Annotated in this window: 22 protein-coding genes and 1 tRNA gene; 7 read left to right on the top strand and 16 right to left on the bottom strand. The window is 57.7% G+C overall.

Features of this window, described 5'->3' with window-relative positions; translation table 11 throughout:
• Positions 1–38: 38 nt before the first annotated feature.
• Positions 39–638: a cupin domain-containing protein gene (locus C7534_RS25425; RefSeq protein ID WP_109787420.1), complete on the top strand. Its 600-nt coding sequence runs from the start codon at positions 39–41 to the stop codon at positions 636–638.
• A gap of 21 nt (positions 639–659) precedes the next feature.
• On the opposite strand, the gene C7534_RS25420 is transcribed toward C7534_RS25425, so the two are convergent.
• The 8 genes from C7534_RS25420 to dapA all read right to left on the bottom strand — a co-directional run bounded on the left by C7534_RS25420 (position 660) and on the right by dapA (position 9,663).
• Positions 660–992 (bottom strand): hypothetical protein, encoded by a 333-nt coding sequence (locus C7534_RS25420; RefSeq protein WP_046029554.1) that lies wholly within the window; start codon positions 990–992, stop codon positions 660–662.
• A gap of 380 nt (positions 993–1,372) precedes the next feature.
• The gene (locus C7534_RS25410) at positions 1,373–2,962 is read right to left on the bottom strand and encodes a methyl-accepting chemotaxis protein (protein ID WP_109787403.1); all 1,590 of its coding nucleotides are present in this window, start codon (positions 2,960–2,962) and stop codon (positions 1,373–1,375) included.
• Between the two features lie 45 nt (positions 2,963–3,007).
• On the bottom strand, positions 3,008–5,227 hold the full coding sequence (locus tag C7534_RS25405) for an EAL domain-containing protein (RefSeq protein ID WP_109787402.1): 2,220 nt from the start codon (positions 5,225–5,227) through the stop codon (positions 3,008–3,010).
• 745 nt (positions 5,228–5,972) lie between these two features.
• A tRNA-Ser gene (locus tag C7534_RS25395) sits at positions 5,973–6,062 on the bottom strand.
• 84 nt (positions 6,063–6,146) lie between these two features.
• Positions 6,147–6,860 carry a phosphoribosylaminoimidazolesuccinocarboxamide synthase gene (gene purC, locus C7534_RS25390; protein ID WP_007944067.1) on the bottom strand — a complete coding sequence of 238 codons (714 nt, stop codon included), beginning with the start codon at positions 6,858–6,860 and terminating at the stop codon, positions 6,147–6,149.
• Between the two features lie 28 nt (positions 6,861–6,888).
• Positions 6,889–7,647, bottom strand: a complete 759-nt coding sequence (locus tag C7534_RS25385; RefSeq protein WP_077430728.1) for an MBL fold metallo-hydrolase — start codon at positions 7,645–7,647, stop codon at positions 6,889–6,891.
• Between the two features lie 4 nt (positions 7,648–7,651).
• Positions 7,652–8,767 (bottom strand): outer membrane protein assembly factor BamC, encoded by a 1,116-nt coding sequence (gene bamC, locus C7534_RS25380; RefSeq protein WP_077430729.1) that lies wholly within the window; start codon positions 8,765–8,767, stop codon positions 7,652–7,654.
• A 17-nt stretch (positions 8,768–8,784) separates the two neighbouring features.
• The gene (gene dapA, locus C7534_RS25375) at positions 8,785–9,663 is read right to left on the bottom strand and encodes a 4-hydroxy-tetrahydrodipicolinate synthase (protein WP_007979774.1); all 879 of its coding nucleotides are present in this window, start codon (positions 9,661–9,663) and stop codon (positions 8,785–8,787) included.
• Between the two features lie 328 nt (positions 9,664–9,991).
• On the opposite strand from dapA, the gene C7534_RS25365 reads away from it, so the two are divergent.
• Positions 9,992–10,552 carry a glycine cleavage system protein R gene (locus C7534_RS25365; protein WP_027925530.1) on the top strand — a complete coding sequence of 187 codons (561 nt, stop codon included), beginning with the start codon at positions 9,992–9,994 and terminating at the stop codon, positions 10,550–10,552.
• Positions 10,553–10,562: 10 nt separating this feature from the next.
• A complete protein-coding gene (locus C7534_RS25360; RefSeq protein WP_046029517.1) occupies positions 10,563–11,036 on the top strand; it encodes a peroxiredoxin in 474 nt (157 codons plus the stop codon).
• Between the two features lie 133 nt (positions 11,037–11,169).
• Here C7534_RS25360 and C7534_RS25355 read toward each other — a convergent pair whose 3' ends face one another.
• Together C7534_RS25355 and C7534_RS25350 are read right to left on the bottom strand one after the other, a co-directional pair.
• Complete coding sequence (locus tag C7534_RS25355; RefSeq protein ID WP_046029516.1) at positions 11,170–12,240, bottom strand: AI-2E family transporter; 1,071 nt, start codon at positions 12,238–12,240, stop codon at positions 11,170–11,172.
• Positions 12,241–12,271: 31 nt separating this feature from the next.
• Positions 12,272–12,511, bottom strand: coding sequence for a sulfurtransferase TusA family protein (locus tag C7534_RS25350; protein WP_046029515.1), 240 nt, complete (start codon positions 12,509–12,511; stop codon positions 12,272–12,274).
• A 98-nt stretch (positions 12,512–12,609) separates the two neighbouring features.
• Here C7534_RS25350 and C7534_RS25345 point away from each other — a divergent pair, with 98 nt between their 5' ends.
• On the top strand, positions 12,610–14,043 hold the full coding sequence (locus C7534_RS25345; RefSeq protein ID WP_109787401.1) for a M48 family metalloprotease: 1,434 nt from the start codon (positions 12,610–12,612) through the stop codon (positions 14,041–14,043).
• Between the two features lie 70 nt (positions 14,044–14,113).
• On the opposite strand, the gene C7534_RS25340 is transcribed toward C7534_RS25345, so the two are convergent.
• From C7534_RS25340 to rpoE, 4 genes are all read right to left on the bottom strand, one after another.
• Complete coding sequence (locus C7534_RS25340; RefSeq protein ID WP_109787400.1) at positions 14,114–15,538, bottom strand: DegQ family serine endoprotease; 1,425 nt, start codon at positions 15,536–15,538, stop codon at positions 14,114–14,116.
• A gap of 182 nt (positions 15,539–15,720) precedes the next feature.
• Entirely contained in the window at positions 15,721–16,677 is a 957-nt protein-coding gene (locus C7534_RS25335; protein ID WP_109787399.1) for a MucB/RseB C-terminal domain-containing protein, read from the bottom strand.
• An 8-nt stretch (positions 16,678–16,685) separates the two neighbouring features.
• The gene (locus tag C7534_RS25330; protein ID WP_046029509.1) at positions 16,686–17,273 is read right to left on the bottom strand and encodes a sigma-E factor negative regulatory protein; all 588 of its coding nucleotides are present in this window, start codon (positions 17,271–17,273) and stop codon (positions 16,686–16,688) included.
• Between the two features lie 30 nt (positions 17,274–17,303).
• On the bottom strand, positions 17,304–17,885 hold the full coding sequence (gene rpoE / locus C7534_RS25325) for an RNA polymerase sigma factor RpoE (RefSeq protein WP_007944079.1): 582 nt from the start codon (positions 17,883–17,885) through the stop codon (positions 17,304–17,306).
• 561 nt (positions 17,886–18,446) lie between these two features.
• On the opposite strand from rpoE, the gene nadB reads away from it, so the two are divergent.
• Positions 18,447–20,063: an L-aspartate oxidase gene (nadB, locus tag C7534_RS25320; protein WP_109787398.1), complete on the top strand. Its 1,617-nt coding sequence runs from the start codon at positions 18,447–18,449 to the stop codon at positions 20,061–20,063.
• On the opposite strand, the gene C7534_RS25315 is transcribed toward nadB, so the two are convergent.
• Together C7534_RS25315 and C7534_RS25310 are read right to left on the bottom strand one after the other, a co-directional pair.
• Positions 20,032–20,484 (bottom strand): protein YgfX, encoded by a 453-nt coding sequence (locus tag C7534_RS25315; RefSeq protein WP_109787397.1) that lies wholly within the window; start codon positions 20,482–20,484, stop codon positions 20,032–20,034. The two genes, nadB and C7534_RS25315, sit on opposite strands and share 32 nt — an antisense overlap.
• A complete protein-coding gene (locus tag C7534_RS25310) occupies positions 20,468–20,722 on the bottom strand; it encodes an FAD assembly factor SdhE (RefSeq protein WP_046029504.1) in 255 nt (84 codons plus the stop codon). The genes C7534_RS25315 and C7534_RS25310 overlap by 17 nt, the downstream gene beginning before the upstream one ends.
• A gap of 148 nt (positions 20,723–20,870) precedes the next feature.
• On the opposite strand from C7534_RS25310, the gene ygfZ reads away from it, so the two are divergent.
• Entirely contained in the window at positions 20,871–21,812 is a 942-nt protein-coding gene (gene ygfZ / locus C7534_RS25305; protein ID WP_046029503.1) for a CAF17-like 4Fe-4S cluster assembly/insertion protein YgfZ, read from the top strand.
• 35 nt (positions 21,813–21,847) lie between these two features.
• Complete coding sequence (locus C7534_RS25300; RefSeq protein ID WP_046029500.1) at positions 21,848–22,669, top strand: HDOD domain-containing protein; 822 nt, start codon at positions 21,848–21,850, stop codon at positions 22,667–22,669.
• The last annotated feature ends 15 nt before the right edge of the window (positions 22,670–22,684 follow it).

Genomic DNA, 22,684 nt, shown 5'->3' with positions numbered 1-22,684 from the left:
ATCCCGGTTTGGAGCACGCCATGAGCAACAGCAGCAAGATGCAGCCTGCCACCGGCGCGTCCACACCGGACAGCGCCAGCGCTGAGCCGCACTTCCTCGGCACGCGAATTCGTGGGTTGCGTAAACGCCGGGGCATGACCCTGGCCGAATTGGCGCAGATGAGCGAATTGACGGCGGGGTACATCAGCCAGCTCGAACGCAACCTCGCCTACCCTTCCATTCCGGCCCTGTTCAACATCGCCCGGAGTCTGGGCGTGACCATTCAATGGTTCTTTGCCAGCGAAACGCAAACGGCGCCGGAGGATGACGGCATCGTGGTGCGTAAAAACTCCCGGATGAGCGTGCATTACGAAGACGGCATCGTTGATCACCTGCTGACACCACAGCCGAATCGACAATTGGAAATGCTGCATTCGCGGTTTCCCCCTGGGACTTATAGCCAGCAGAGTTATAGCCATGAAGGGGAAGAAGCGGGGTATTTGCTGTCGGGGAGTTTTGAGTTGTGGGTCGGGGAGCGGCACTTTTTGCTGGGTGAAGGCGATAGTTTCAGCTTTTCCAGCCAGGAACCGCATCGGTATGGGAACCCTGGAGATGTGGATGCGGTGGTGATTTGGGTGGTGACGCCGCCGACGTTTTGAGAGGGGCTGAATAACACCCTCTCACCGTTGTTTCTGCTGGGTTGAATCACCAGCGGGCAGTATCAACGTTTGTTCCTCAGTCAGCGCCACATCGTTCTCATGCTCCGCTTGAGGCGCGGGCTTGGCAGGGACAAAACGGGCCACTAAACGCTTCACCGTCCTTTCAATCAGTGAAAGGAATCCAAAAATGATGAAGCCGAAGATCAGCCCGGTCACCAGAATGCTCAACGGATGTATTCCCGTGGCGTCAGGGCTGTCCAGCATGTAGTAAAAAGCCTGGAAACCAGCAGCCGCACAGGCCGCTACGGCTGCAGCCAGCTTCACTCCCAACCAAAACCGTTGCCATTTGTTCATGCACTCCCCCGCTATCCGGTGATTTGCTCTGTGTGCATGATAGCTAATGACGTGGAGGTGTCTTGTTTCTGTTGTCGTCAGGCATGCGCCTCACGATCTGGAACGTCCCGGGTTAGCCCTAGATATAAACGACATCTTCGCTCGGTACCCAATGCAGGATGCGGGCAAGATCATGCCACGGGTAGTGCTGGGGGTCCGCGCGAAGACAACTGCTCTCATGGGGGAATGGCAAGTTGGCTTCACTGGCTTTTTGCCCGCTGCCACAGGACGTACAGCGCAGATAGACACCACTCAAATACCAGTGACGGGAAAACTTCAATACTTGGTTATCTAGCCCTGTCAGTCTTGGCGGTGGGAGCTTTTCAGCCAACTCGAACTCGTCATTCATTGCGTGAACGTCCCCAGAATTGCGCCGCCAGCAGTTGAAGGCGCTCGGCCAGTTTGGCGACATGGGCAGCAGTCGTGTGGCTCTGGCTACTGGCAAGCACGTTACTTTGGGTGGCTTGACTGATACTTTTCAGGTTGCACTGGATACTGTCACCTACCGCGCTCTGCTCCTCCACGGCGGTGGCTATTTGCACACTCATGTCGCTTATTTCACCGACTCGTTGGGTGATCCCATCCAGCGCCCGGGCGGCAAACAGTGCCTGTTCAACACTGGTTTCGGCCTTGCTGTGGCTACGCTGCATCGCGACCACCGCATCCCCCGTGGAACGCCGTAAGGTATTGATGGTTCCCTGGATTTCTGCGGTGGATTGCTGGGTGCGCGTAGCCAGCCCGCGCACCTCGTCGGCGACCACGGCGAAACCACGCCCAGCCTCGCCGGCGCGAGCGGCCTCGATAGCGGCGTTGAGGGCGAGCAGGTTTGTCTGTTCGGCGATGCTTTGGATGACCTCGACTACACGGTTGATTTCCTGGCTATGTTGTTCCAGTTGATAAATCACTGCGCCGCTCTGTTGCACCTCGCTGGCGAGGCTGTCGATGTGCTGGCGGGTTTGCTCGACCAGTTGTCGACCTCGGTCGGTTTCTTGATTGGCCAAACTCGCGGCGCTGGCGGTGAGCTGAGCGTTGCGCGCCACTTCCTGCACACTGCTGGCCATCTGGGTTATGGCGCTGGACACCTGAGCAGTTTCCCCTTGCTGCTGTAGGGTCGCGCAGTTGTTGTTGTCCACTGCGGCGACGAGCTCTTCGGCTTCTTTGTTCAGCTGACGGGCCGAGTCGGCAATGCGGCCGACGACTGCCAGCGTCTCGGCTTCAAGCATTTTCAGGGTGAAATCGATCTGTCCAAATTGGTCGCTGCGGCCGCTGTAGAGCATTTGGCTTAGTGGGTTATCGGCGATATTTTTAGCTTTTCTGGCAAGGGCGTCCAAGGGGCGCAGGCTGTAGCGCAGCATGCCTGCGAGCAACAAACTGAGTAGTGGCGCAGCGATAACCACCATGTTCCAGGCGAGGGCACCGACCATGCCAAGGACGGTAAAACCGAGTAGGTTCAGCCCAGTGCCGGCGAGTGCTACGCGCATGCCGACAGACAGTCGTGACGGCGTCAGGTAGCGTATTTTTTTACCGTTGCGCAACTGTGCATAGAGATGTTCGGCGGCGACTACCAGTGCTTTCGGCGGGAGCGTTCGAACCGACTGGTACTCTACTATTTCACCATTGCGCTGCATCGGCGTGACGTAGGCGTTGACCCAGTAGTGGTCACCGTTTTTACAACGATTTTTTACAAGGCCCATCCACGAGCGTCCGGCCTTGAGGGTCTGCCACAGGTGTGCGAAGGCTTCTGGCGGCATATCCGGATGACGCACGATGTTGTGATTGACGCCGACCAACTCGGCCTCACTGAAACCGCTGATGTTGATGAAATCCGGATTGACGTATGTGAGGGCGCCCTTGGGATTGGTTGTTGAAATAATGTTCGCATCGACGCTGAACTCGACAGCACGACCACTGACCGGAAGATTGATTTTCATTATTTGCCTCCTTAGCTGATGGATACCGCTGGGTGCCTGCTGTACTTACTGCAACGGGCACCCAAGCCCCTCGAAACTGTCTTCGCCGCTGAATAACCGTTGCATCTGCGCAGCCGGTCGTGCTCGGCTGAACCAGTAGCCTTGGCCGTAGTGGCAGCCTTCACTGATCACAAAGTCGAGTTGTGCCGGGCTCTCGATGCCCTCAGCCACCACTTCCAGGCCCAGGCTACAGCCGAGGCCGATGATCGCCTGGCTGATCGAGCTCTTTTTGTGGTCGTACGGGATGCCGCCGATGAAGCTTTTATCCAGCTTGAGGATGTGCAGCGGAAAGCGCGTGAGATAGCCAAGCGAGGAGTAACCGGTGCCAAAATCGTCCAGCGCCAACAACACGCCAAGGCTGGCCAATTCGTTCAGACAGGCCAATGTGTCCTCGTCGTCGTGCATCAGTTGGCTTTCAGTAATCTCCAGGATCAGGCTGGCGGGTGGCAGGCCGCTTTCTTGCAAGATGTCGATTAGCCGGAGGATGAAGTCGACTTGTTGCAATTGGAGGCTGGAGATGTTGACCGAACAACGCAGGCTTTCATGACCGGCCAGTTGCCAGAGGCGGGTCTGCTGACAGGCTTGGCGCAATACCCATTCGCCGACGGGGATGATTTCCCCCGACTCCTCCAGCGCCGGGATGAACTCCAGTGGTGAGATCAAGCGTTCGCCATGGCGCCACCGCAACAGCGCTTCGACCCCTGACACGAGGGGTGCCCCTTGATCAAGACGATAGATCGGCTGGTAGTGCAGTTCGAATTCATTGTGTTTCAGCGCCTGGCCCAGAGCGGACTCCAACTCCAGATGGTGCTGTGCGGTGTCTTGCAACGCCTCGCTGTAGTGGGCGAACCGCGCCTTGCCGGCAGACTTGGCTCTGTAGAGGGCCAGGTCGGCGGCCTGGAGGACATCCAGCGCCTTGCCGTTATCATGTAATGGCGCGATCCCGATGCTGGCACTGACCACCAGGGTCCTACCGTCCATGTGCAGCGGTTGATGCAGGTTGTCGAGAATGCGCTGGGATATTTGCTCGGCGTCGCGGCCGCAAGTGAGTTCATGAAGCAATACGATGAATTCATCTCCACCGAAGCGGAATAGCTGATCACTGGGGCGCAGAGAGTCTCTCAAGCGCTGTGCCACTTCTACCAGCACTCGATCACCGACGTTGTGGCCAAGGCTATCGTTGATCAACTTGAAGCGGTCGAGGTCGATGAACAGCAGCGCCTCCTGGACACCTCCCTTGCGCTGTTTCATGAAGGTTTTCTGCATTTGCTCATCAAGGCGCGTTCGGTTGGCCAAGCCGGTCAGCGGGTCATGGTGGGCGGCATGTTTAAGGCGCTGCTCGACATCCTTTTTTGCACTGATATCGGTCTGTGAACCGGCCATGCGCAGTTGGCCCGGCGTCGTCGCTTCGGCGACCCCACGCACCAGTACCCAAATATAGCCACCGTTGTTTTGGCGGATGCGGTACTCATGGTGAACAAAGGAAGTCTGCCCCTGTAAATGGGCATCGATGGCTTGGCGAAAATCCGGCAAGTCGTCCGGATGCACACGACCGAACCAACTGGCGCTACTCTCGCCGACGCTGTCGCGGCTGAGGCCGAGCATGTTGGCCCAGCGTTCGGAAACATACAGTCGATCCAGATCGACATGCCAATCCCAGATACCGTCGTTGGCACCGCGTAGCGCTCGGGCGAAGCGAGCCTCACTGTCCTCCAGAGCCTTGTGCTGGGCCGCACTGTAAGTGTCGATGGCCAGAGTCATGTCGAAAAAAACCGCTTTCAACAGACTTGAATAGAGCGTGGTGTTTTGGCAGTCGCCGAACACACTTGCAAGCATGTCGTTGAGGTATAGACGATAGGCGCCCAGATACCACTTCAACTCCAGGCCGACCTGCTGGTGGATCACACCGATGCGCAGACGGCCGTTGACGTACTCGTCATCGTAAGGCCCGCCCCACAAACACTGGTAATACTCGACCTGGCTGTGCTTCAGTCGGGCGGTGACGTCCGGTGCGCGAAGCAGCACAGACGGAGTAGGAAATTTCGCCAAGTGACCGTACAAATGATCAACGAAAGCCTGCTGAGCCGAGGCCATATGCGGGGCTGCTGCGCCGAGACGTTCGCCATCTTCGGCACTCCAGTCGAGAAAGCGGAAACGCTCGACGATCTCCTCGTGATCGAGACGGATGCGCCTGAGCAACTCCGTCAGATCTTGTGTCACCTTCATTCTCACTCCCCGGTGTTTGTACGGATGACTTTTTACTGACAAAAAAAAACGCCGTGACAACCAGTTCTTGACCAGAACTGGTTGTCACGGCGCTTCGTCTTCCAGGCCCATTGTCCTGCTCGGCAAAGCCGGCCCCCGCCTTGGGCGGAACCTACTAATGGCATATTTACATCATTCTGGGCTGTCTGACAATTTATCTAGCAATGCCTGCAATCGTCGTCGTAGCAACCCCAGTTCGCGAGATTTGAAGGCATGTCTTGTCTGCTCTAAAACCTCTGTAGCTTCGAGCAAAGCGGACTGTATCCGCCCGGTTGGTCCCAATTGCCCTTCACCGAGCCAGCGGCAAAACGGCGCGGCAGTGCAATTACCCGGCGCGCTCAGCACCTCGCAATCTGGCGCTATCTGAACCAAGAGAGGGCGCAATTGATCGGCTAGTTCACGATCATTGCAGATAACTCTGGCTGTCTGGTTGGACTCGTACATAACACATCATCCCCATAAGGTTGATGTGCTGTTTACAGCACTGTTCTTGTCATTTTATTGACTAAAATCAATGTTGTAGCCGTTGCTTTGGATTCTCTATTTACCCTGTGAAACTCATCACTCTTCATTCCATTCAGGGAGCCGGGAGGGGAGTCCGCGAAAGCACAAAGCCATGCTGGTCCAAAAAAGTAGGGGCCGGGATTTTTTCAGAAACACAGAAACGAAAAAGCCCTGAATAATCAGGGCTTTTTCGTATATGTAATGGCGGAGAGATAGGGATTCGAACCCTAGGTACCGGTGAAGGTACAACGGATTTCGAATCCGTCCCATTCGGCCACTCTGGCATCTCTCCAACGGCGCGCATCATAACAACACTTTCGCCGGAAGCGAACCCCCTTTTGCGATTTTTTTCCGTGCTATCAGATGCTTGCGTCGATTAAAGCGGTACGCCCAGACGATTGGCGACTTCTTCGTAGGCTTCGATGACGTCACCGAGGCCCTGACGGAAGCGGTCCTTGTCCATTTTCTTGCCGGTGGCCTTGTCCCACAGGCGGCAGCCGTCCGGGCTGAATTCGTCGCCCAGGACGATGGAGCCGTCGTGGAATACGCCGAATTCGAGTTTGAAGTCGACCAGCAGCAGGCCGGCGTCGTCGAACAGTTTGCTCAGGACTTCGTTGACCTTGAGCGACAGTTCTTTCATGCGAACCAGTTGCTCGGCGGTGCCCCAACCGAAAGCCACAACGTGGGATTCGTTGATGAACGGGTCGCCCTTGGCGTCGTCCTTCAGGAACAGTTCGAAAGTGTAAGGGTTGAGCTTCATGCCCTCTTCGACGCCCAGGCGCTTGACCAGGCTGCCGGCGGCGTAGTTACGCACGACGCACTCGACCGGGATCATATCGAGTTTTTTCACCAGGCATTCGTTGTCGCCCAGCAGTTTGTCGAACTGGGTCGGCACGCCGGCGGCTTCGAGTTTCTGCATGATGAAGGCGTTGAACTTGTTGTTCACCATGCCTTTGCGGTCGAGCTGCTCGATGCGCTTGCCGTCGAACGCCGAGGTGTCGTTGCGAAACAGCAGGATCAAGCGGTTAGCGTCGTCGGTCTTGTAAACCGATTTGGCTTTGCCGCGGTAGAGTTCTTCACGTTTTTCCATGATGGGCTCCGCTTGCTAAGTAGGTGGGCTAGGCGATGTGTCGCCAGTCGAGCCCTGAATCTTGATCGGCCAGTTGCAGCCAGTCCGGGTCGCACCCGAGGGTGTCGACAAAACATTGCCGGGCCAGCTGCGGCAGGTTGTTCTTGCTGCTCAGATGGGCCAGGACCAGGTGTTGCAGGCCTTGCCAGCCCAACTCAGACACCAGGAATGCCGCCTGGTGGTTGTTCAAATGTCCCAGTTCACCGCCCACCCGCTGCTTGAGAAAGTACGGGTAGTGACCGCGAGCCAGCATGTCACGGCAATGGTTGGACTCGATCATCAACGCATCGAGGTCACGATAGCCGTCCAGCACCTTGTTGCAATACGAACCCAGGTCGGTCAACAGGCCGAAGCGCCGCTCACCGTCGCTGAAGACGTACTGCGTCGGTTCCTGTGCATCGTGGGCCACGGCAATGACGCCGATGCTCAGTGCGCCGATCTGCAGTTGCTCGCCGCCAGCCAGAAGGCCCGCCGGTTCAATTGGTTTGCGCATCCCGCGCAGGGTCCCGCGACTGAGGTAGACAGGCAGATTGTAGCGCCGAGACAGCAAACCCACGCCATGCACGTGGTCGGCATGTTCGTGGGTCACGAGTATCGCGCTCAACTGCGCCGGATTCACACCCAGGCGCAGCAGGCGTTTTTCGGTTTCTCTCAAGGAAAAACCACAATCCACCAGCACGTACGTGTCATCGCTGGCTACCAGCGTGCCGTTCCCTTGGCTACCGCTGCCGAGAACGGCAAAACGCATGTGATCAGCCCAGTTTGTCCTGAATCTCACTCAACACTTTACGCGCCACGTCTGCCGGCGCCACGGTGTTGATGTTTTTCTCGACGGTGACCTGGACGTTTTCACCGACCTTGCTCAGGCGAACCTGATAACGCTCGGCACGGGCTTCAACTTCTTCCTTGCTCGGCGCGCTGCCGAACAGGCTGCTGAAGAAGCCGGGCTTCTCGTCTTTCTTATCGGCTTTCTCGGACAGGTTGATGTAGTACAGGCCCAGGCTGCGGTTGATGTCTTCAACACGCCATTCGCCCTGTTCCAGCGCACGACCGACGCTCGACCAGGCACGATCCAGGTCTTTGCCGACGTTCAGCACCGGGTTACCGCTGCCGTCTTCGCTCAGGCTGACGCGACTCGGTGTATCGAAATCACGCGAAGCCAGCATCGAGACCGAACCGCCCTTCTCCGAGATGCGGCTCATGCTGGCGAGCATGTCGTCGACCAGCGCCGCGTCCAGGCCGGTGTTGACCGAACGGTTGGTGAAGTCCACGTCGGCCGTGCTGCCGGCAGGACGCTCGGCGCTGACCACATAGACTTCACTGGTGTTGCGCTGCACGCCCGGCTCGATACGCACCCGCACGCGGGTTTGGCTTTCGGTGCTGACACCGGCTGCGCTCAGACGCTTGGCCATCGCGGCGGACAGTTCGTCGGAATGTTGCCAGGTGGTAGTAAATTCGCCGGTTTGTGGACGCTGTTCATCCAGACGGAAACCGTTGTCCTGGAAGAACTGCACTGCCACTGGCCAGACTTCAGCCGGCGGGTTCTGCGCCAGGATAGAGCGCGAATCGCCGGTTTTCTGCAAGGTGTAGGCACTGGCTTCGACAGAGGCCGACAACGGCTGCGGACGAGGAACAATGTATTCGCCCTTGACGGTGTCATCGGCCACGTTACGCGGGATCGGCAGCAGCGGATCCAAGCGTTTGGCGTCGGTGATATTCGGTGGCAATTGCATTGGTGCAGTCTGTTGCGCTTCCAGGTAATCGCTACCACGGTCACGGAAATAACCTTCCGGGCCCCAGACCCATCCACAGCCACTGGTGCTGGAGATAATCAAGGCAAGTGCGGAAAGTCCGGCCATTCGCTTCATGCGTTGTACTTCCTCAATTAAACCAGGACGCTGCACTGGCGCAGGGCCGTGCGAAGCGTTTCATGACAAGGTGCGCTCAGCCAGGTCAGCGGCAGGCGAATGCCTTCGTGCATCAGGCCCATCTCCACCAAAGCCCACTTCACCGGAATCGGGTTGGCTTCAATGAACAGGTCCTTGTGCAGCGGCATCAATTTTTCGTTGATAGCCCGTGCGGTTTCGGCGTCGCCCTTGAGCGCGGCCTCGCACAGGTCGGCCATTTCGCGCGGTGCGACGTTGGCGGTGACGGAGATGTTGCCCTTGCCGCCCATCAGGATCAGCTCGACAGCAGTCGGATCATCGCCGGACAGCACGATGAAGTCCTTGCTCACGCCATCAAGGATTGCCTTGGCACGCTTCAGGTCGCCGGTGGCTTCCTTGATACCAATGATATTCGGCACGGTAGACAGGCGAATCACGGTCTCGGCCTGCATGTCGCAGGAGGTGCGGCCTGGAACGTTATAGAGGATCTGTGGAATGTCGACCGCTTCAGCGATGTGCTTGAAGTGCAGGTACAAGCCTTCCTGGGTCGGCTTGTTGTAGTACGGAACGACCAGCAGGCAGGCGTCGGCGCCGGCTTCTTTGGCATTGCGGGTCAGTTCGACGGCTTCGCGGGTCGAATTGGCGCCGGTGCCGGCGATAACCGGAATGCGACCGTTGACCTGCTTGACCACTGCCTTGATGACAGCGATGTGTTCATCGACATCAAGGGTTGCCGACTCGCCGGTCGTACCGACCGCGACAATGGCATGAGTGCCGTTTTCAAGGTGGAAGTCCACGAGTTTGCTGAGGCTGTCCCAGTCAAGACGCCCTTGTGCATCCATGGGTGTGACCAGTGCCACCATACTGCCCGCAATCATGAAACCGCTCCTGCCGGAAAAAGAGAGCCGTAATGGTACTGGCGCCAAGATGCTTGCACAAGCAAAGTACTGCGCTGCCGCCATTCCCCTTGGCGTTGCTTTTCGCTACCCTTCAGACTTTGATCGGTACTGACTAAGGTCGTACGCCAGATTCCAGCCTCCAGTTACGACATCACAAGCCCCGATCCAGCGTTGCCGCCCCGCGCTCCTGCCACACTGGAGCATATTGCAACCTTGGGCCCGGGCCTTTTGAATTCGCATTCGCAGGCTCGTTCCCGGTAAAAACCCTCTTGGACGTATCGACCGCTCATCGCTTTAGGAATGCTGCATGTCCACCCCCACAGTTCGCGAACAATTCCTTGTCATCAGTGCCCTCGGCGCCAACCCCATGGAGCTGACTAACGTCCTGTGCCGCGCCAGCCATGAAAACCGCTGCGCCGTAGTCACGTCCCGCCTGACCCGTCATGGCGAGTGCAGTGCGTTGATCCTCGAGATCTCCGGTAGCTGGGACGCCCTGGCGCGCCTGGAAGGCAGTTTGCCGAGCCTCTCCAAAAAGCATGCGTTCACCGTCAACGTGGTGCGCAGCGCTGCCCTGGAGAACCGTCCTCAGGCCTTGCCTTACGTGGCTTATGTCAGCTCGGCCTATCGCTCGGACATCATTAACGAGCTGTGCCAATTCTTCATGGACCACAACGTCGAGCTGGAAAACCTGACCTGTGACACGTACCAGGCACCGCAAACCGGTGGCACCATGCTCAACGCCACGTTTACCGTAACCTTGCCGGCCGGCGTGCAGATCAGCTGGTTGCGCGATCAGTTCCTGGATTTCGCCGACGCGCTGAACCTGGATGCCCTGATCGAGCCGTGGCGCCCACAAAACCCAATGTAAGGAAGCTTTCATGGCCGTTGCCATCGACCAACCGGTTGCCGACTTCGAAGCACCCGCCACCAATGGGCAGACCGTCAGCCTCGCGGGCCTGAAAGGCAAGCAGGTGGTGATTTACTTCTATCCGAAGGACAGCACGCCGGGTTGCACCACTGAAGGCCAGGGCTTTCGCGATCAGCTTGAAGCGTTCAAAACGGCCAACACCGAAGTGTTCGGTGTGTCGCGTGACAGCCTCAAATCCCATGAAAACTTCAAGGCCAAGCAGGCGTTCACCTTCGAGCTGATCAGCGACAAGGAAGAAGCGCTTTGCCAACTGTTTGACGTGATCAAACTGAAAAAGCTTTATGGCAAGGAGTACATGGGCGTTGATCGCAGCACGTTCCTGATCGACAAGGACGGCGTGCTGCGTCAGGAATGGCGCGGCGTAAAGGTGCCGGGGCATGTGGATGCCGTGCTGGCTGCTGCTCAAGCGCTGAACAAGGCCTGATTCATCTGGCGCCTGTTCCGACGCTATCGCGAGCAGGCTCACTCCTACATTAGTTGGCCGAGTTGTTTTGACTGACGCGATCTAATGTGGGAGCGAGCCGGCTCGCGAAGAGGCCATCAGCCTCACTAAAGAATTAAAGCAGCGGCGCGACTTCCGGCTCTTTGCGTGGCCACGCATCCAGCACGGCTTTGAACAGCGTCGCCAGCGGAATCGCGAAGAACACCCCCCAAAACCCCCACAACCCACCAAACAACAGCACCGCACAAATGATTGCAACCGGGTGCAGGTTGACCGCTTCCGAAAACAGCAACGGCACCAGCACGTTGCCGTCCAGCGTCTGGATAATCCCGTAGACCGCCATCAAGTAGATGAACTGATCACTCCAGCCCCACTGGAACAGGGCAATCAGCATGACCGGCACAGTCACCACCACGGCACCGACGTACGGCACCACCACCGACACGCCCACCAACAAGGCCAACAGCGCTGCGTAGTTCAGCCCAAGAACCACAAAACCGATGTAGGTCACGCCCCCGCAAATGAAAATCTCGATGACCTTGCCGCGAATGTAATTGGCGATTTGCCGGTTCATTTCGTGAGCGACGCGGGTGATCAGCGCCCGTTCACGGGGCAGGTAGCCCCGCACCCACTGGCCGATCATCTCCCGGTCCTTCAAGAAGAAGAACACCAGGATCGGCACCAGGACGAGGTAGATCATGATGTTGACCAGCAGCGGCAAACTCGACAGAGAGAACGTCAGCGCCCACTGGCCGAATTTGCCGATTTCGCCGCGCGCCACTTCAATGGCCCGCAACACCTGCTCATCGGACACCAGATGCGGATAGCGCTCGGGTAGCAGCAATAACAGCGACTGCCACTTGACGAGCATGCCGGGCAACTCGTTGAACAGCGTGATCAGTTGATGCCAGAGCAGCGGCACGACGACAACAATGAAAACCAGCAACACCCCCATGAACAGCGCAAAGACCAGCCCCACCGCCACGGCGCCGGGTATACGCAGACGTTCGAGGGTGACCACCAGACCTTGCATGAGATACGACAGCACCATCCCGGCGAGCACCGGCGCGAGCATGCCACCCAAGGTGAGGACAGCCGTGAATGCCAGAACCAGCAGCACGGCCAGCACCACGGCTTCTTCATCGGAAAAATAGCGCTGAATCCAGTCGCGTAACACCTTGAACATCGATATTCCTTAGAAACGAACGCAGCCGGTTTCAGGCTTTTTTTAACCAGTAGCGGTAAACACCCGCCTCATCTTCTTCGCGAAGCAGCGTATGACCGGCCAATCGGGCAAAGGTGCGAAAATCGCGCTGAGAACCTGCATCCGTGGCGATGACCTTGAGCACCGCGCCGCTGGCCAGGCGATTGAGCTCCATCTTGGCCTTGAGCAGCGGCAATGGACAATTCAGGCCGCTGGCGTCCAGTTCGGCGTCATGGGCTACTGTGTCAGTCATTGCTTCACTCCGGGTCTGGTGGTTGAGTTGCCTAGAATATCTGGTCGCAAGCCAAGTGTCCGGCTACAGTAAGGTCTTTGTCGACTAAGGCTTTGTGCATGACTTTTTTGCGCCCTACCCTGCTGACGCTCGCTTGCCTGCTCGCCTCACCGGGCTTTGCCGACGACCTGCCGTCACTCGGCGACGCCAGTTCTGCCATCGTCTCGCCGCAACAGGAATATCAGTTGGGCCGTGCCTGGCTGGCGCTGTTGCGCAGCCAGGTCGCGCAGCTCAACGACCCACAACTCAAGGATTACGTCGAATCCAGCGTTTACCGACTGGTGGAAACCAGCCAGGTCAATGACCGGCGCCTGGAGTTCATCCTGATCAACAGTCCACAGCTCAACGCCTTCGCGGCGCCCGGCGGGATTGTCGGGGTCAATGGCGGCTTGTTCCTCAATGCGCAGACCGAGGGCGAATACGCGTCAGTACTGGCTCACGAATTGGCTCACTTGTCGCAACGCCACTTTGCCCGTGGCGTTGAAGCCCAAAAGCGTATGCAGGTGCCGATGATGGCCGCCCTGCTGGCCGGGATCGTGATTGCGGCGGCCGGTGCTGGCGATGCGGGGATTGCGACCATTGCCGGTACGCAAGCGGCGGCGATTCAGGAACAGCGGCGTTTCTCGCGTCAGAATGAACAGGAAGCCGACCGGATCGGTATCCTCAATCTGGAAAAAGCCGGTTACGACCCACGCTCAATGCCGAGCATGTTCGAGCGCCTGGGGCGCCAATACCGCTATGACGCCAAGCCACCAGAATTTCTGCTGACTCACCCGGTTACCGAATCGCGGATCGCCGACACCCGCAACCGTGCCGAACAAGCCCCACAGGGCGGCATTGAAGACACGATGCGTTATCAGCTGATTCGTGCGCGGGTCCAGTTGATTTATGAAGAAACCCCAGGCCTGGGCGCCAAGCGCTTCCGTGCCTTGCTTGAGGAAAACCCGAAAAACGATGTCGCGCGCTACGGTTTGGCGATCGCGCAAATCAAGGGTGGCCAGCTCAATGAAGCTCGGGAGAACCTCAAGCTGCTACTGGCAAAATCACCGAATGAGATCATCTACAATCTGGCGCAGGTCGATTTGGACATCACCAACAATCGACTGCCGGACGCTCAATCACGCGTCGACCGGATGCTCACGCAATACCCCGGCAACTACCCGCTGAATCAGATACGTGTCGATTTGCTGCTGAAACAGAACCGCACCGCCGATGCTGAGAAGGCCCTGGAAGGCCTGCTCAAGTCGCGCCCGGACGATCCGGATGTTTGGTATCAGGTGGCGGAGACTCGCGGCCTGTCGGGCAACATCATCGGCTTGCATCAGGCTCGCGCAGAGTACTTTGCGCTGGTTGGCGACTATCGCCAGGCCATTCAACAGCTCGATTTCGCCAAGCGTAAGGCCGGCAGCAACTTCCCGCTTTCTTCGCGTATCGATGCACGTCAACGCGAGCTGATGGAACAGGAGCGCATGATCAAGGACATGATGGGCTGACGCTCAGCAAAATCCAGGCACAAAAAAACCGCCTCTTTCGAGGCGGTTTTTTATTCAGTCGACAACCGGTTTATTCAGCCAGTTTGAAGGTGATGAAGCTGGCACGACCTTGACGCAGAACCCGCATCGATACCGAACGGTTCTTCGGCAGTGCCTTGGCAATCTCGGTGAACTCCTTACTGGAGCCGATGGCCTGGTTGTTCAGGTGAGTGATGATGTCACCCGGTTGCAAGCCAATCAGGGAGGCAGGGCCTTCCTGCACTTCCTTGATCACCACACCACCTTTGAGGTCGTAGGTTTTCTTCTGCTCATCAGACAGCTCGGCGACGGAAACACCCAAACGATTACTGCTGATTTCAACGCCCGATTTAGGCGTTGCATCCAGCTCTTTGCCTTCGTCAGGAATCGCGCCAACCGTCAGCTCGACGTTTTTGCGCTTACCTTCGCGAATGACTTCAAGATTCGCCTTGGCGCCCGCCTTCAGCGCACCCACCAAGTGTGGCAGATCGGCCGACATGATGATCGGCTGACCGTTCATGCTCAGAATGACGTCGCCGACTTGCAGACCACCCTTGGCCGCCGGGCCGTCATCCTGGATTTGAGCCACCAGCGCACCGGCCGGTTTCTCTAGACCAAACGACTCGGCCAGGTCCTTGTTCACTTCCTGAATCACCACACCCAACCAGCCTCGGCTGACTTTGCCGCCGTCTTTCAACTGGTTGGAAACATCCATCGCGACATCGATAGGGATCGCGAACGATACCCCCATGAAGCCCCCGGAGCGGGTGTAGATCTGCGAGTTGATCCCGACCACTTCGCCATTCAGGTTGAACAGCGGACCACCGGAGTTACCCGGGTTGATCGGCACGTCGGTCTGGATGAACGGCACATAGTTTTCGTTCGGCAGGCTGCGCCCGATGGCGCTGACGATGCCTTGGGTCACGGTGTGGTCGAAACCAAACGGCGAACCGATGGCGACAACCCACTGACCGGCTTTCAGGTCCTGGGATTTACCGAGTTTAAGGACCGGCAGGTCTTTGCCTTCGATTTTCAGCAGCGCCACGTCGGAGCGCGGATCAGTGCCGACCAGTTTGGCCTTCAGCTCACTGCGATCAGCCAGACGGACGAGGATTTCGTCGGCATCGGCGATCACATGGTTGTTGGTCAGAATGTAGCCATCAGGCGAGATGATGAAACCCGAGCCCAGAGACTGCGCCTCACGCTGGCGATCACCGCGAGGGGAGCGCGGCTGAGGCATGCCCCGCTCGAAGAACTCGCGAAGCGCTGGTGGCAGGCCTTCAAGGTCCGGCATTTGCCCGGACACTTTGCGGTCCGGCAGTTTCTGGGTGGTACTGATATTCACCACGGCAGGCGAGGCCTGCTCGACGAGCTGGGTGAAATCAGGCAACTCGACTGCTTGAACAGCAGCCGCCTGACCGAGGACCAACACGGTGGCAAAAATGGAAAGGTAAGACTTCAAGCGTGGTATCGACATACGGCTCCCGTTACGACGAGCATGGTTAAGCGATATGGAGCAAGGAACACCGGGAACAATACGCCGGTATTTTTGTTCCGGGAACAACAAAACAAGGCCAGAGCCGTGAGGCTCTGACCTATAGAAAAATTCTGGTTTGTTTGCAACTTGAAATGCTCACCAAACATTTCGAAATCGGCTCACTACTGGGTTGCAGTGGCATCGTTGCGCATGGAGAGCGCGATCCGTTCAGCTGTGCCAATCGGAATCTCACCGACCACGGTCACCATCATTTCGCCTTGAGGCGTGGTCAGGCGCCGGGATACAGCAACGGTTGGTCCCAATTGTGTGCGAGTGTCCGTCACAGTTGCGCCATTCAATGGCTCGAGAAATACCGAGAACCGCGCCAGACCGTCGTCATACATCAGGCTATTGACCTGGGTCTTGGTCTGCGGATCCTTTCTAGCACTGCTGCTGGTCAACTCGAAACCGGGTGGTAACCAGTCCGAATGCCAGACTTGAGCCACTTTAACGGCGGAAGCCTTGTCACTGTCAAAAGTGATGGCCTTACATTCGGCGCCGGGCTGTAAATCCTGGTCTGATGGCACTTCGGCGGTGTCCAGTTGCGTGAACTGGAATCGCTCCAGCAACTGCCCTTTGTCATTGAGTAGCAATGACTTGAGCGGCAGGCCGGTCTCTTTATCCAAATGAAGCTCAAAACCGTATCGGTGCTGATCACGTGGCGTCAGTGAAACAATCACCGCGGCACGCCCAGCCACACGCGACTTGCCAATGACGGCAAGGTCATACCAATTCTTTAACTTTTGGGGATCCAGTGCACGAGCAGCGGAGTTGGGAGTATCCCCAAGTCCTGCTATCAGGGTGCCGCTAACGCATTGAGTATGCCCATCAATGCGTACGACTTCCTGTGCGGAGCCGTCAAGCTGGAGTAAACGCTCTCGGACTTTGCCATCCTGGACGCGATGCCAGATGTTATGGGTAGAAAAACTACCGTTACGCTCGTAAACGAATGTGCCGTGAAAGCTTTGCTGTTGCTCGGCCTGACCCAAGCGGGTCAACCAGTCCTGGGCTTCATCAGCGTGGGCTGGAACAACAATCCAGCCTGCGAGCAGAAGCGAAAGTAGAGGTATGGAGCGCATGATCCTCCTTAACGGTTTTCCAGGCTTGCTGCACGAGCATAAGGCAGCGCACTTTCAGTGCCTTTCAATGCAGCCTGTTGAGCATGTTGGCGCAAGTAGCTTGGCAGACGCTGATCGTGCCAGCCTGGCTGACCTTGCAATACGCCGTTGGCCATAGGGCCAGTGGCTTCCGAACTCTCATTGTAGCCTGCCAATACAGCTGGACCCTTGACCTGAGGAACGGCCAGACCCGGTTGATTGGATTGCTGAGCCAGTTCTACACCAGCGATCTCGTCCTGATTGTACAAACGAACGCCAGCCAGCACAGCAAGTGTTACCGATGCAGCGACTGCCAGACGACCCAGGCTGCGCCAAGGACCACGGGAAGCTTTTGCCGGCACGGCTTCATCGGCCAATGCAGCCGATACTGCCGCAGCGATATCCAGGCGTGGAAGCAACAAGTCCTTGTGCATGACTGCCCGAGCGATTTGGTAACGAGCCCAGGTTTCACGGGTTTCAACATCGTCAAAGGCATTCAGTACCCGACGCAATTCCAGTTCGTCCGCTTCGTTATCCATCACTGCGGACAGCGATTCCTGCAGGGCTTCACGACTCATGGCGTTCCTCTCTTGGCTATCGCCGCTGTCTCAGTTTTCCTGCAACAACGGCTGCAGGGCTTTATCGATGGCCTCCCGGGCGCGGAAAATCCGGGAGCGCACGGTACCCACCGGACACTGCATGACCGCCGCAATGTCCTCGTAACTCAGACCATCGAATTCACGTAAAGTTAATGCCGTACGTAAATCTTCTGGCAGTTGCTGGATGGTTCGATGGACGGTGCCTTCGATCTCATCCCGCAGCAACGCGCGTTCTGGCGACTCGAGATCCTTGAGGCCATGATCGCCATCGTAGAACTCTGCATCCTCGGAACTGACATCGCTATCCGGCGGCCGGCGGCCGCGTGAAACCAGATAGTTTTTCGCCGTGTTAATGGCGATGCGGTAAAGCCACGTGTAAAACGCGCTGTCCCCGCGAAAATTTCCAAGTGCACGGTATGCCTTGATAAAGGCTTCTTGTGCCACATCCTGGGCTTCATGGGTGTCGTGCACGAAACGCACGATCAACCCGAGAATTTTGTGCTGGTATTTCAGCACTAGCAGATCGAAAGCACGCTTGTCGCCGCGTTGAACGCGCTCGACCAGCTGCTGATCCTCTTCCTGGGTTAGCATGAACACTCCTCGATAAGCTCGGAGGAGGCTTGCATTACTAAACGACCGGACTTGCAAACATAGACTCGGGCTTTTCGCAAAAGTTCTCCCCCTCCAAGCAAGTTTCCTGCGCGCTCTGATTCGGCACGCACGAAAAACGCAGCGCGAGATTCCCCGGCTGCGCGAATAATCTTGTCATCGGATTCGCCGGCAAGGATCCAACCCGCAGATCCTGCACCTGAAGCCGACACTGTCCCTTGAATCAGGCAACCGTCTATTGATCTTGAGCCCTTGGCAAAAGTTCCAAATATTTATAACCAGACGGCACCGACATTGTGCAACCGTGAATAGAAAAATACTGTTAAATCGACGATACAGTCGTCTTGTCGTCGAACCGTTCAAAAAACCATCCGACGAAGCGTCAGGTTTTTCCCGTCACAGTAGTTTCACAATGCCATGTGTGCACGGGTATTGTGCCGCCCCACCCCTCTATATACTAGTGGGCTGTGTGGCCGCCCTGACTCGCCGTTACAGCAGTCTCGCGCCAACCCCGACCCGGGTCGCTTTGAGCGGAATCCTGAAATGAGCCAACAGTTTCAACACGATGTTCTGGTCATTGGCAGCGGTGCTGCCGGTTTGAGCCTTGCTCTGACCTTGCCTGGTCATTTGCGCATTGCGGTACTGAGCAAAGGCGACCTCGCCAACGGCTCGACATTCTGGGCCCAGGGCGGCGTTGCAGCCGTTCTGGATGACTCCGATACCGTCGAGTCCCACGTCGATGACACCCTCAACGCCGGCGGTGGCCTGTGCCATGAAGACGCTGTGCGTTTTACCGTCGAGCACAGTAAAGAGGCGATCCAATGGTTGATCGACCAAGGCGTGCCCTTTACCCGCGATGAACAATCCGGCACCGAAGACGGCGGCTTCGAGTTTCACCTGACCCGCGAGGGTGGCCACAGTCATCGGCGCATTATTCATGCTGCGGATGCAACGGGTGCTGCGATATTCAGAACACTACTGGCCCAAGCCAGGCAACGCCCGAACATCGAATTGCTGGAACAGCGGGTCGCGGTGGACCTGATCACCGAAAAACGTCTCGGCCTTGAGGGCGACCGCTGCCTCGGCGCCTATGTCCTCAATCGCGGGACCGGCGAAGTCGATACCTACGGCGCGCGCTTCGTCATCCTCGCCTCCGGCGGCGCGGCCAAAGTCTACCTGTATACCAGCAACCCCGACGGAGCCTGCGGCGACGGCATCGCCATGGCCTGGCGCTCTGGCTGCCGGGTGGCGAACCTGGAATTCAACCAGTTTCACCCCACCTGCCTTTACCATCCGCAGGCAAAAAGCTTCTTGGTCACCGAAGCCCTGCGCGGCGAAGGTGCGCACTTGAAGCTGCCCAATGGCGATCGCTTCATGCAACGCTTCGACCCGCGCGCAGAACTGGCACCACGGGACATCGTGGCCCGGGCCATCGACCATGAAATGAAGCGCCTGGGTGTCGATTGTGTCTATCTGGACATCAGCCACAAGCCCGAAGCGTTCATCAAGACCCACTTCCCGACGGTATACGAACGCTGCCTCGAGTTTTCCATCGACATCACCAAGCAACCGATTCCGGTAGTGCCAGCGGCGCACTACACCTGTGGCGGCGTGATGGTTGATCAAAACGGTCGCACCGACGTACCGGGGCTGTATGCCATTGGCGAAACCAGTTTTACCGGACTGCACGGCGCCAACCGCATGGCCAGCAACTCGTTGCTGGAGTGCTTCGTTTATGCCCGTTCGGCGGCAGCGGACATTCTTGAGCAGTTGCCGCACGTGTCGATTCCAGTCGCCCTGCCCATTTGGGATGCGAGCCAGGTGACCGATTCCGATGAAGACGTGATCATCGCGCACAACTGGGATGAACTGCGGCGATTCATGTGGGACTACGTCGGCATCGTGCGCACCAACAAGCGCTTGCAACGAGCCCAGCACCGTGTGCAGCTATTGCTGGACGAAATTGACGAGTTCTACAGCAACTACAAGGTCAGCCGTGATTTGATCGAATTGCGTAACCTGGCTCAGGTAGCGGAACTGATGATCCAGTCAGCCATGGCGCGCAAGGAAAGCCGGGGCCTGCATTACACCCTCGACTACCCCAACATGCTCCCGGTTGCCCTGGACACTATTCTGGTGCCGCCCACCTACGCCGACTGAACGTGAGGCGAACCCGCAGGCGTCGGTGCACATCCGCCGCCTGCGAGTCGCGGGGTACGCAGATCGACCTGATCCGCCGTTCGCCACGCAGGCGAAACCGCAGCACCACGATCAATGGCAGCGCCAAGCTGTCCGGGCGCAACTGCACGGCTTGCCAACCCGCGGCCCGATTCCACAATTGCCAGCCATCGGCGACCCGGCGCAAGCCGCAGAAGGCCTGTGGGTGTTTGAGCAAGATCTGTCTGGGTAACACCCAAAAACCGTGAGCCGCGCACAGCGCAATGCCGAGCAGGCTGGCCCAGGCCGGTATGGATAGAAGAATCAACGAACCCAGCGCGAACAGCTGGGCCACACCATACGCCGCCAGCAACTGCCGAGAGGCATGCCAGCGGCATTCGAACATATTACTTGGGCTGGACACGGTCCAGGATCATGCGAACCATGCGCTGAAGCTCTGGATCTTCCGATTCGGTGCGTTCCATGAACCAGCCGAACATGTCCTGATCTTCGCATTCGAGCAGCCGGACGTAACAGGCACGATCTACTTCGTTGAGGTGCGCATAAACTTCTTTCACAAACGGCACCAGCAACACGTCCAGCTCAAGCATGCCGCGGCGGCTGTGCCAGTAGAGGCGATTCAGTTCAACATCTTCGACCATGGAGCGCTCCTCAAATAGGCGGCAAGTATACAGCCCCGGACAGCGTCGAACAGTCGGCTTTGGTCGGGCACCACCTCCTTTTGTGAACTACCCATTTCCAGGGCGCCACCTTATGATGTCCCCCAGACTCTTTACCCTGCGATGACTCATGGCCGATTCTGCTTTTTTCTGCACCCTGTCTCACGAAGGCGTTCTCGCGGTCCGCGGCGTGGATGCTGGTAAATTCCTGCAAGGCCAATTGACCTGCAACCTCAATTACTTGAGCGATACCCAGGCCAGCCTTGGCGCACGCTGCACGCAAAAAGGCCGGATGCAGTCGAGTTTCCGCATCCTGCTGGAAAGCGACGGCGTTGTGCTGGCCATGGCTACCGAACTGCTGGAACCGCAGTTGGCTGACCTGAAAAAGTACGCCGTGTTCTCCAAATCCAAATTGACCGACGAAAGCGCCGCCTGGGTCCGTTTCGGGATCGACCATGGCGATACCGCGCTGAGCAGTCTCGGTCTTGAATTACCGGCAGACACCGACAGTGTCGTGCGTCACGAAGGCCTGATCGCCATCCGCGTCTCGCCGGATCGCGCTGAACTGTGGGTCGCCGCCGATCAAGCCGACGCAATCAAAGGCAAGCTGTCCACCCTGTTGGCCGAAGGCAATCTGAACCAATGGCTGCTGGGCCAGATCCGCGCAGGGATCGGTCAGGTCATGCCGGAAACACGCGAGCTGTTCATTCCGCAGATGCTCAATCTGCAAGCCGTCGGCGGCGTGAGCTTCAAGAAAGGCTGCTACACCGGCCAGGAAATCGTCGCGCGCATGCAGTACCTGGGCAAACTCAAGCGTCGCTTGTATCGTCTGACCCTGGAGGCCAGCGAACTGCCGGCCCCTGGCACGCCGTTGTTTTCCCCGAGCCACGGCAGTTCCATCGGCGAAGTAGTCCTGGCTGCCAATGCTGAACACACCATTGAACTCCTGGCCGTGCTGCAAGCCGAAGCGGCCGAGGGCGGGGACATTCATCTCGGTGCCCTGGAAGGACCTGCACTGAACTTGCTCGACCTGCCTTACTCACTGGATCGCGATCTAGAAATCCAGCGCTAACCGCAGCATTTGTTGCAACACCCTAGAGAAAAGAAATGAGCGATCTGGCGGAAAAGGTCCAACAGGATTTGGTTGAGGCCATCGATAACGATGACCTGGTTCTGCCAACATTACCGGAAGTGGCCCTGCAGATTCGCAAGGCCGCTGAAGACCCGGAAATCAGTGTCAGCACCCTGAGCAAAGTAATTGGCCGCGATACGGCGCTGTCGGCGCGCCTGATCAAAGTGGTCAACAGCCCGCTGCTGCGCGCCACTCAGGAAGTGAACGACCTGCACACCGCCATCACGCGGCTGGGCATCAATTACAGCAGCAATCTGGCGATCGGCCTGGTGATGGAACAGATTTTCCACGCCCGCTCCGAGGTGGTCGCACAGAAAATGCGCGATGTCTGGCGCAAAAGCCTGGAAATCGCCGGGGTCAGCTATGCGCTGTGCCGCAGTTACACACAACTCAAACCCGACCAGGCGGCACTCGGCGGCCTGGTGCATCAGATTGGCGTGTTGCCGATTTTGACGTACGCCGAAGATCACTATGAACTGCTGTCCGACCCGGTCAGCCTCAACCATGTGATCGACCACATTCACCCTTTGATCGGCGTAAAACTGCTCAAGGTCTGGGAGTTTCCGGAATTGCTGGCGAAGCTGCCGGGGATGTACCTGGACTTCAACCGTCAATCCGGGCAGGTCGATTATGTCGATCTGGTGCAAGTGGCCAGCCTGTACTGCCACAAGGACACCGACCATCCACTCGCAAAAATCGATGCGTTCAACGTGCCTTCATTCAAGAAGCTTGGGATTGATCCGCAGAACGAGGCGATGTGCAAGGAACTGGAAGAGTCGCGTTCGATGTTTTACTAGCCTATATAGCGAGGG

It is taken from the genome of Pseudomonas sp. OV226 (assembly GCF_003148705.1).
Lineage (GTDB): Bacteria > Pseudomonadota > Gammaproteobacteria > Pseudomonadales > Pseudomonadaceae > Aquipseudomonas.
The sequence above is the reverse complement of the archived record's forward strand: the minus strand, read 5'-3'. Positions and strand labels throughout refer to the sequence as shown.

Coding starts and splice junctions, on each gene's coding strand:
- C7534_RS25425 (WP_109787420.1), top strand. CDS start 39: ATGCAGCCTGCCACCGGCGCGTCCACACCGGACAGCGCCAGCGCTGAG.
- C7534_RS25420 (WP_046029554.1), bottom strand. CDS start 992: ATGAACAAATGGCAACGGTTTTGGTTGGGAGTGAAGCTGGCTGCAGCC.
- C7534_RS25410 (WP_109787403.1), bottom strand. CDS start 2,962: ATGAAAATCAATCTTCCGGTCAGTGGTCGTGCTGTCGAGTTCAGCGTC.
- C7534_RS25405 (WP_109787402.1), bottom strand. CDS start 5,227: ATGAAGGTGACACAAGATCTGACGGAGTTGCTCAGGCGCATCCGTCTC.
- purC (WP_007944067.1), bottom strand. CDS start 6,860: ATGGAAAAACGTGAAGAACTCTACCGCGGCAAAGCCAAATCGGTTTAC.
- C7534_RS25385 (WP_077430728.1), bottom strand. CDS start 7,647: ATGCGTTTTGCCGTTCTCGGCAGCGGTAGCCAAGGGAACGGCACGCTG.
- bamC (WP_077430729.1), bottom strand. CDS start 8,767: ATGAAGCGAATGGCCGGACTTTCCGCACTTGCCTTGATTATCTCCAGC.
- dapA (WP_007979774.1), bottom strand. CDS start 9,663: ATGATTGCGGGCAGTATGGTGGCACTGGTCACACCCATGGATGCACAA.
- C7534_RS25365 (WP_027925530.1), top strand. CDS start 9,992: ATGTCCACCCCCACAGTTCGCGAACAATTCCTTGTCATCAGTGCCCTC.
- C7534_RS25360 (WP_046029517.1), top strand. CDS start 10,563: ATGGCCGTTGCCATCGACCAACCGGTTGCCGACTTCGAAGCACCCGCC.
- C7534_RS25355 (WP_046029516.1), bottom strand. CDS start 12,240: ATGTTCAAGGTGTTACGCGACTGGATTCAGCGCTATTTTTCCGATGAA.
- C7534_RS25350 (WP_046029515.1), bottom strand. CDS start 12,511: ATGACTGACACAGTAGCCCATGACGCCGAACTGGACGCCAGCGGCCTG.
- C7534_RS25345 (WP_109787401.1), top strand. CDS start 12,610: ATGACTTTTTTGCGCCCTACCCTGCTGACGCTCGCTTGCCTGCTCGCC.
- C7534_RS25340 (WP_109787400.1), bottom strand. CDS start 15,538: ATGTCGATACCACGCTTGAAGTCTTACCTTTCCATTTTTGCCACCGTG.
- C7534_RS25335 (WP_109787399.1), bottom strand. CDS start 16,677: ATGCGCTCCATACCTCTACTTTCGCTTCTGCTCGCAGGCTGGATTGTT.
- C7534_RS25330 (WP_046029509.1), bottom strand. CDS start 17,273: ATGAGTCGTGAAGCCCTGCAGGAATCGCTGTCCGCAGTGATGGATAAC.
- rpoE (WP_007944079.1), bottom strand. CDS start 17,885: ATGCTAACCCAGGAAGAGGATCAGCAGCTGGTCGAGCGCGTTCAACGC.
- nadB (WP_109787398.1), top strand. CDS start 18,447: ATGAGCCAACAGTTTCAACACGATGTTCTGGTCATTGGCAGCGGTGCT.
- C7534_RS25310 (WP_046029504.1), bottom strand. CDS start 20,722: ATGGTCGAAGATGTTGAACTGAATCGCCTCTACTGGCACAGCCGCCGC.
- ygfZ (WP_046029503.1), top strand. CDS start 20,871: ATGGCCGATTCTGCTTTTTTCTGCACCCTGTCTCACGAAGGCGTTCTC.
- C7534_RS25300 (WP_046029500.1), top strand. CDS start 21,848: ATGAGCGATCTGGCGGAAAAGGTCCAACAGGATTTGGTTGAGGCCATC.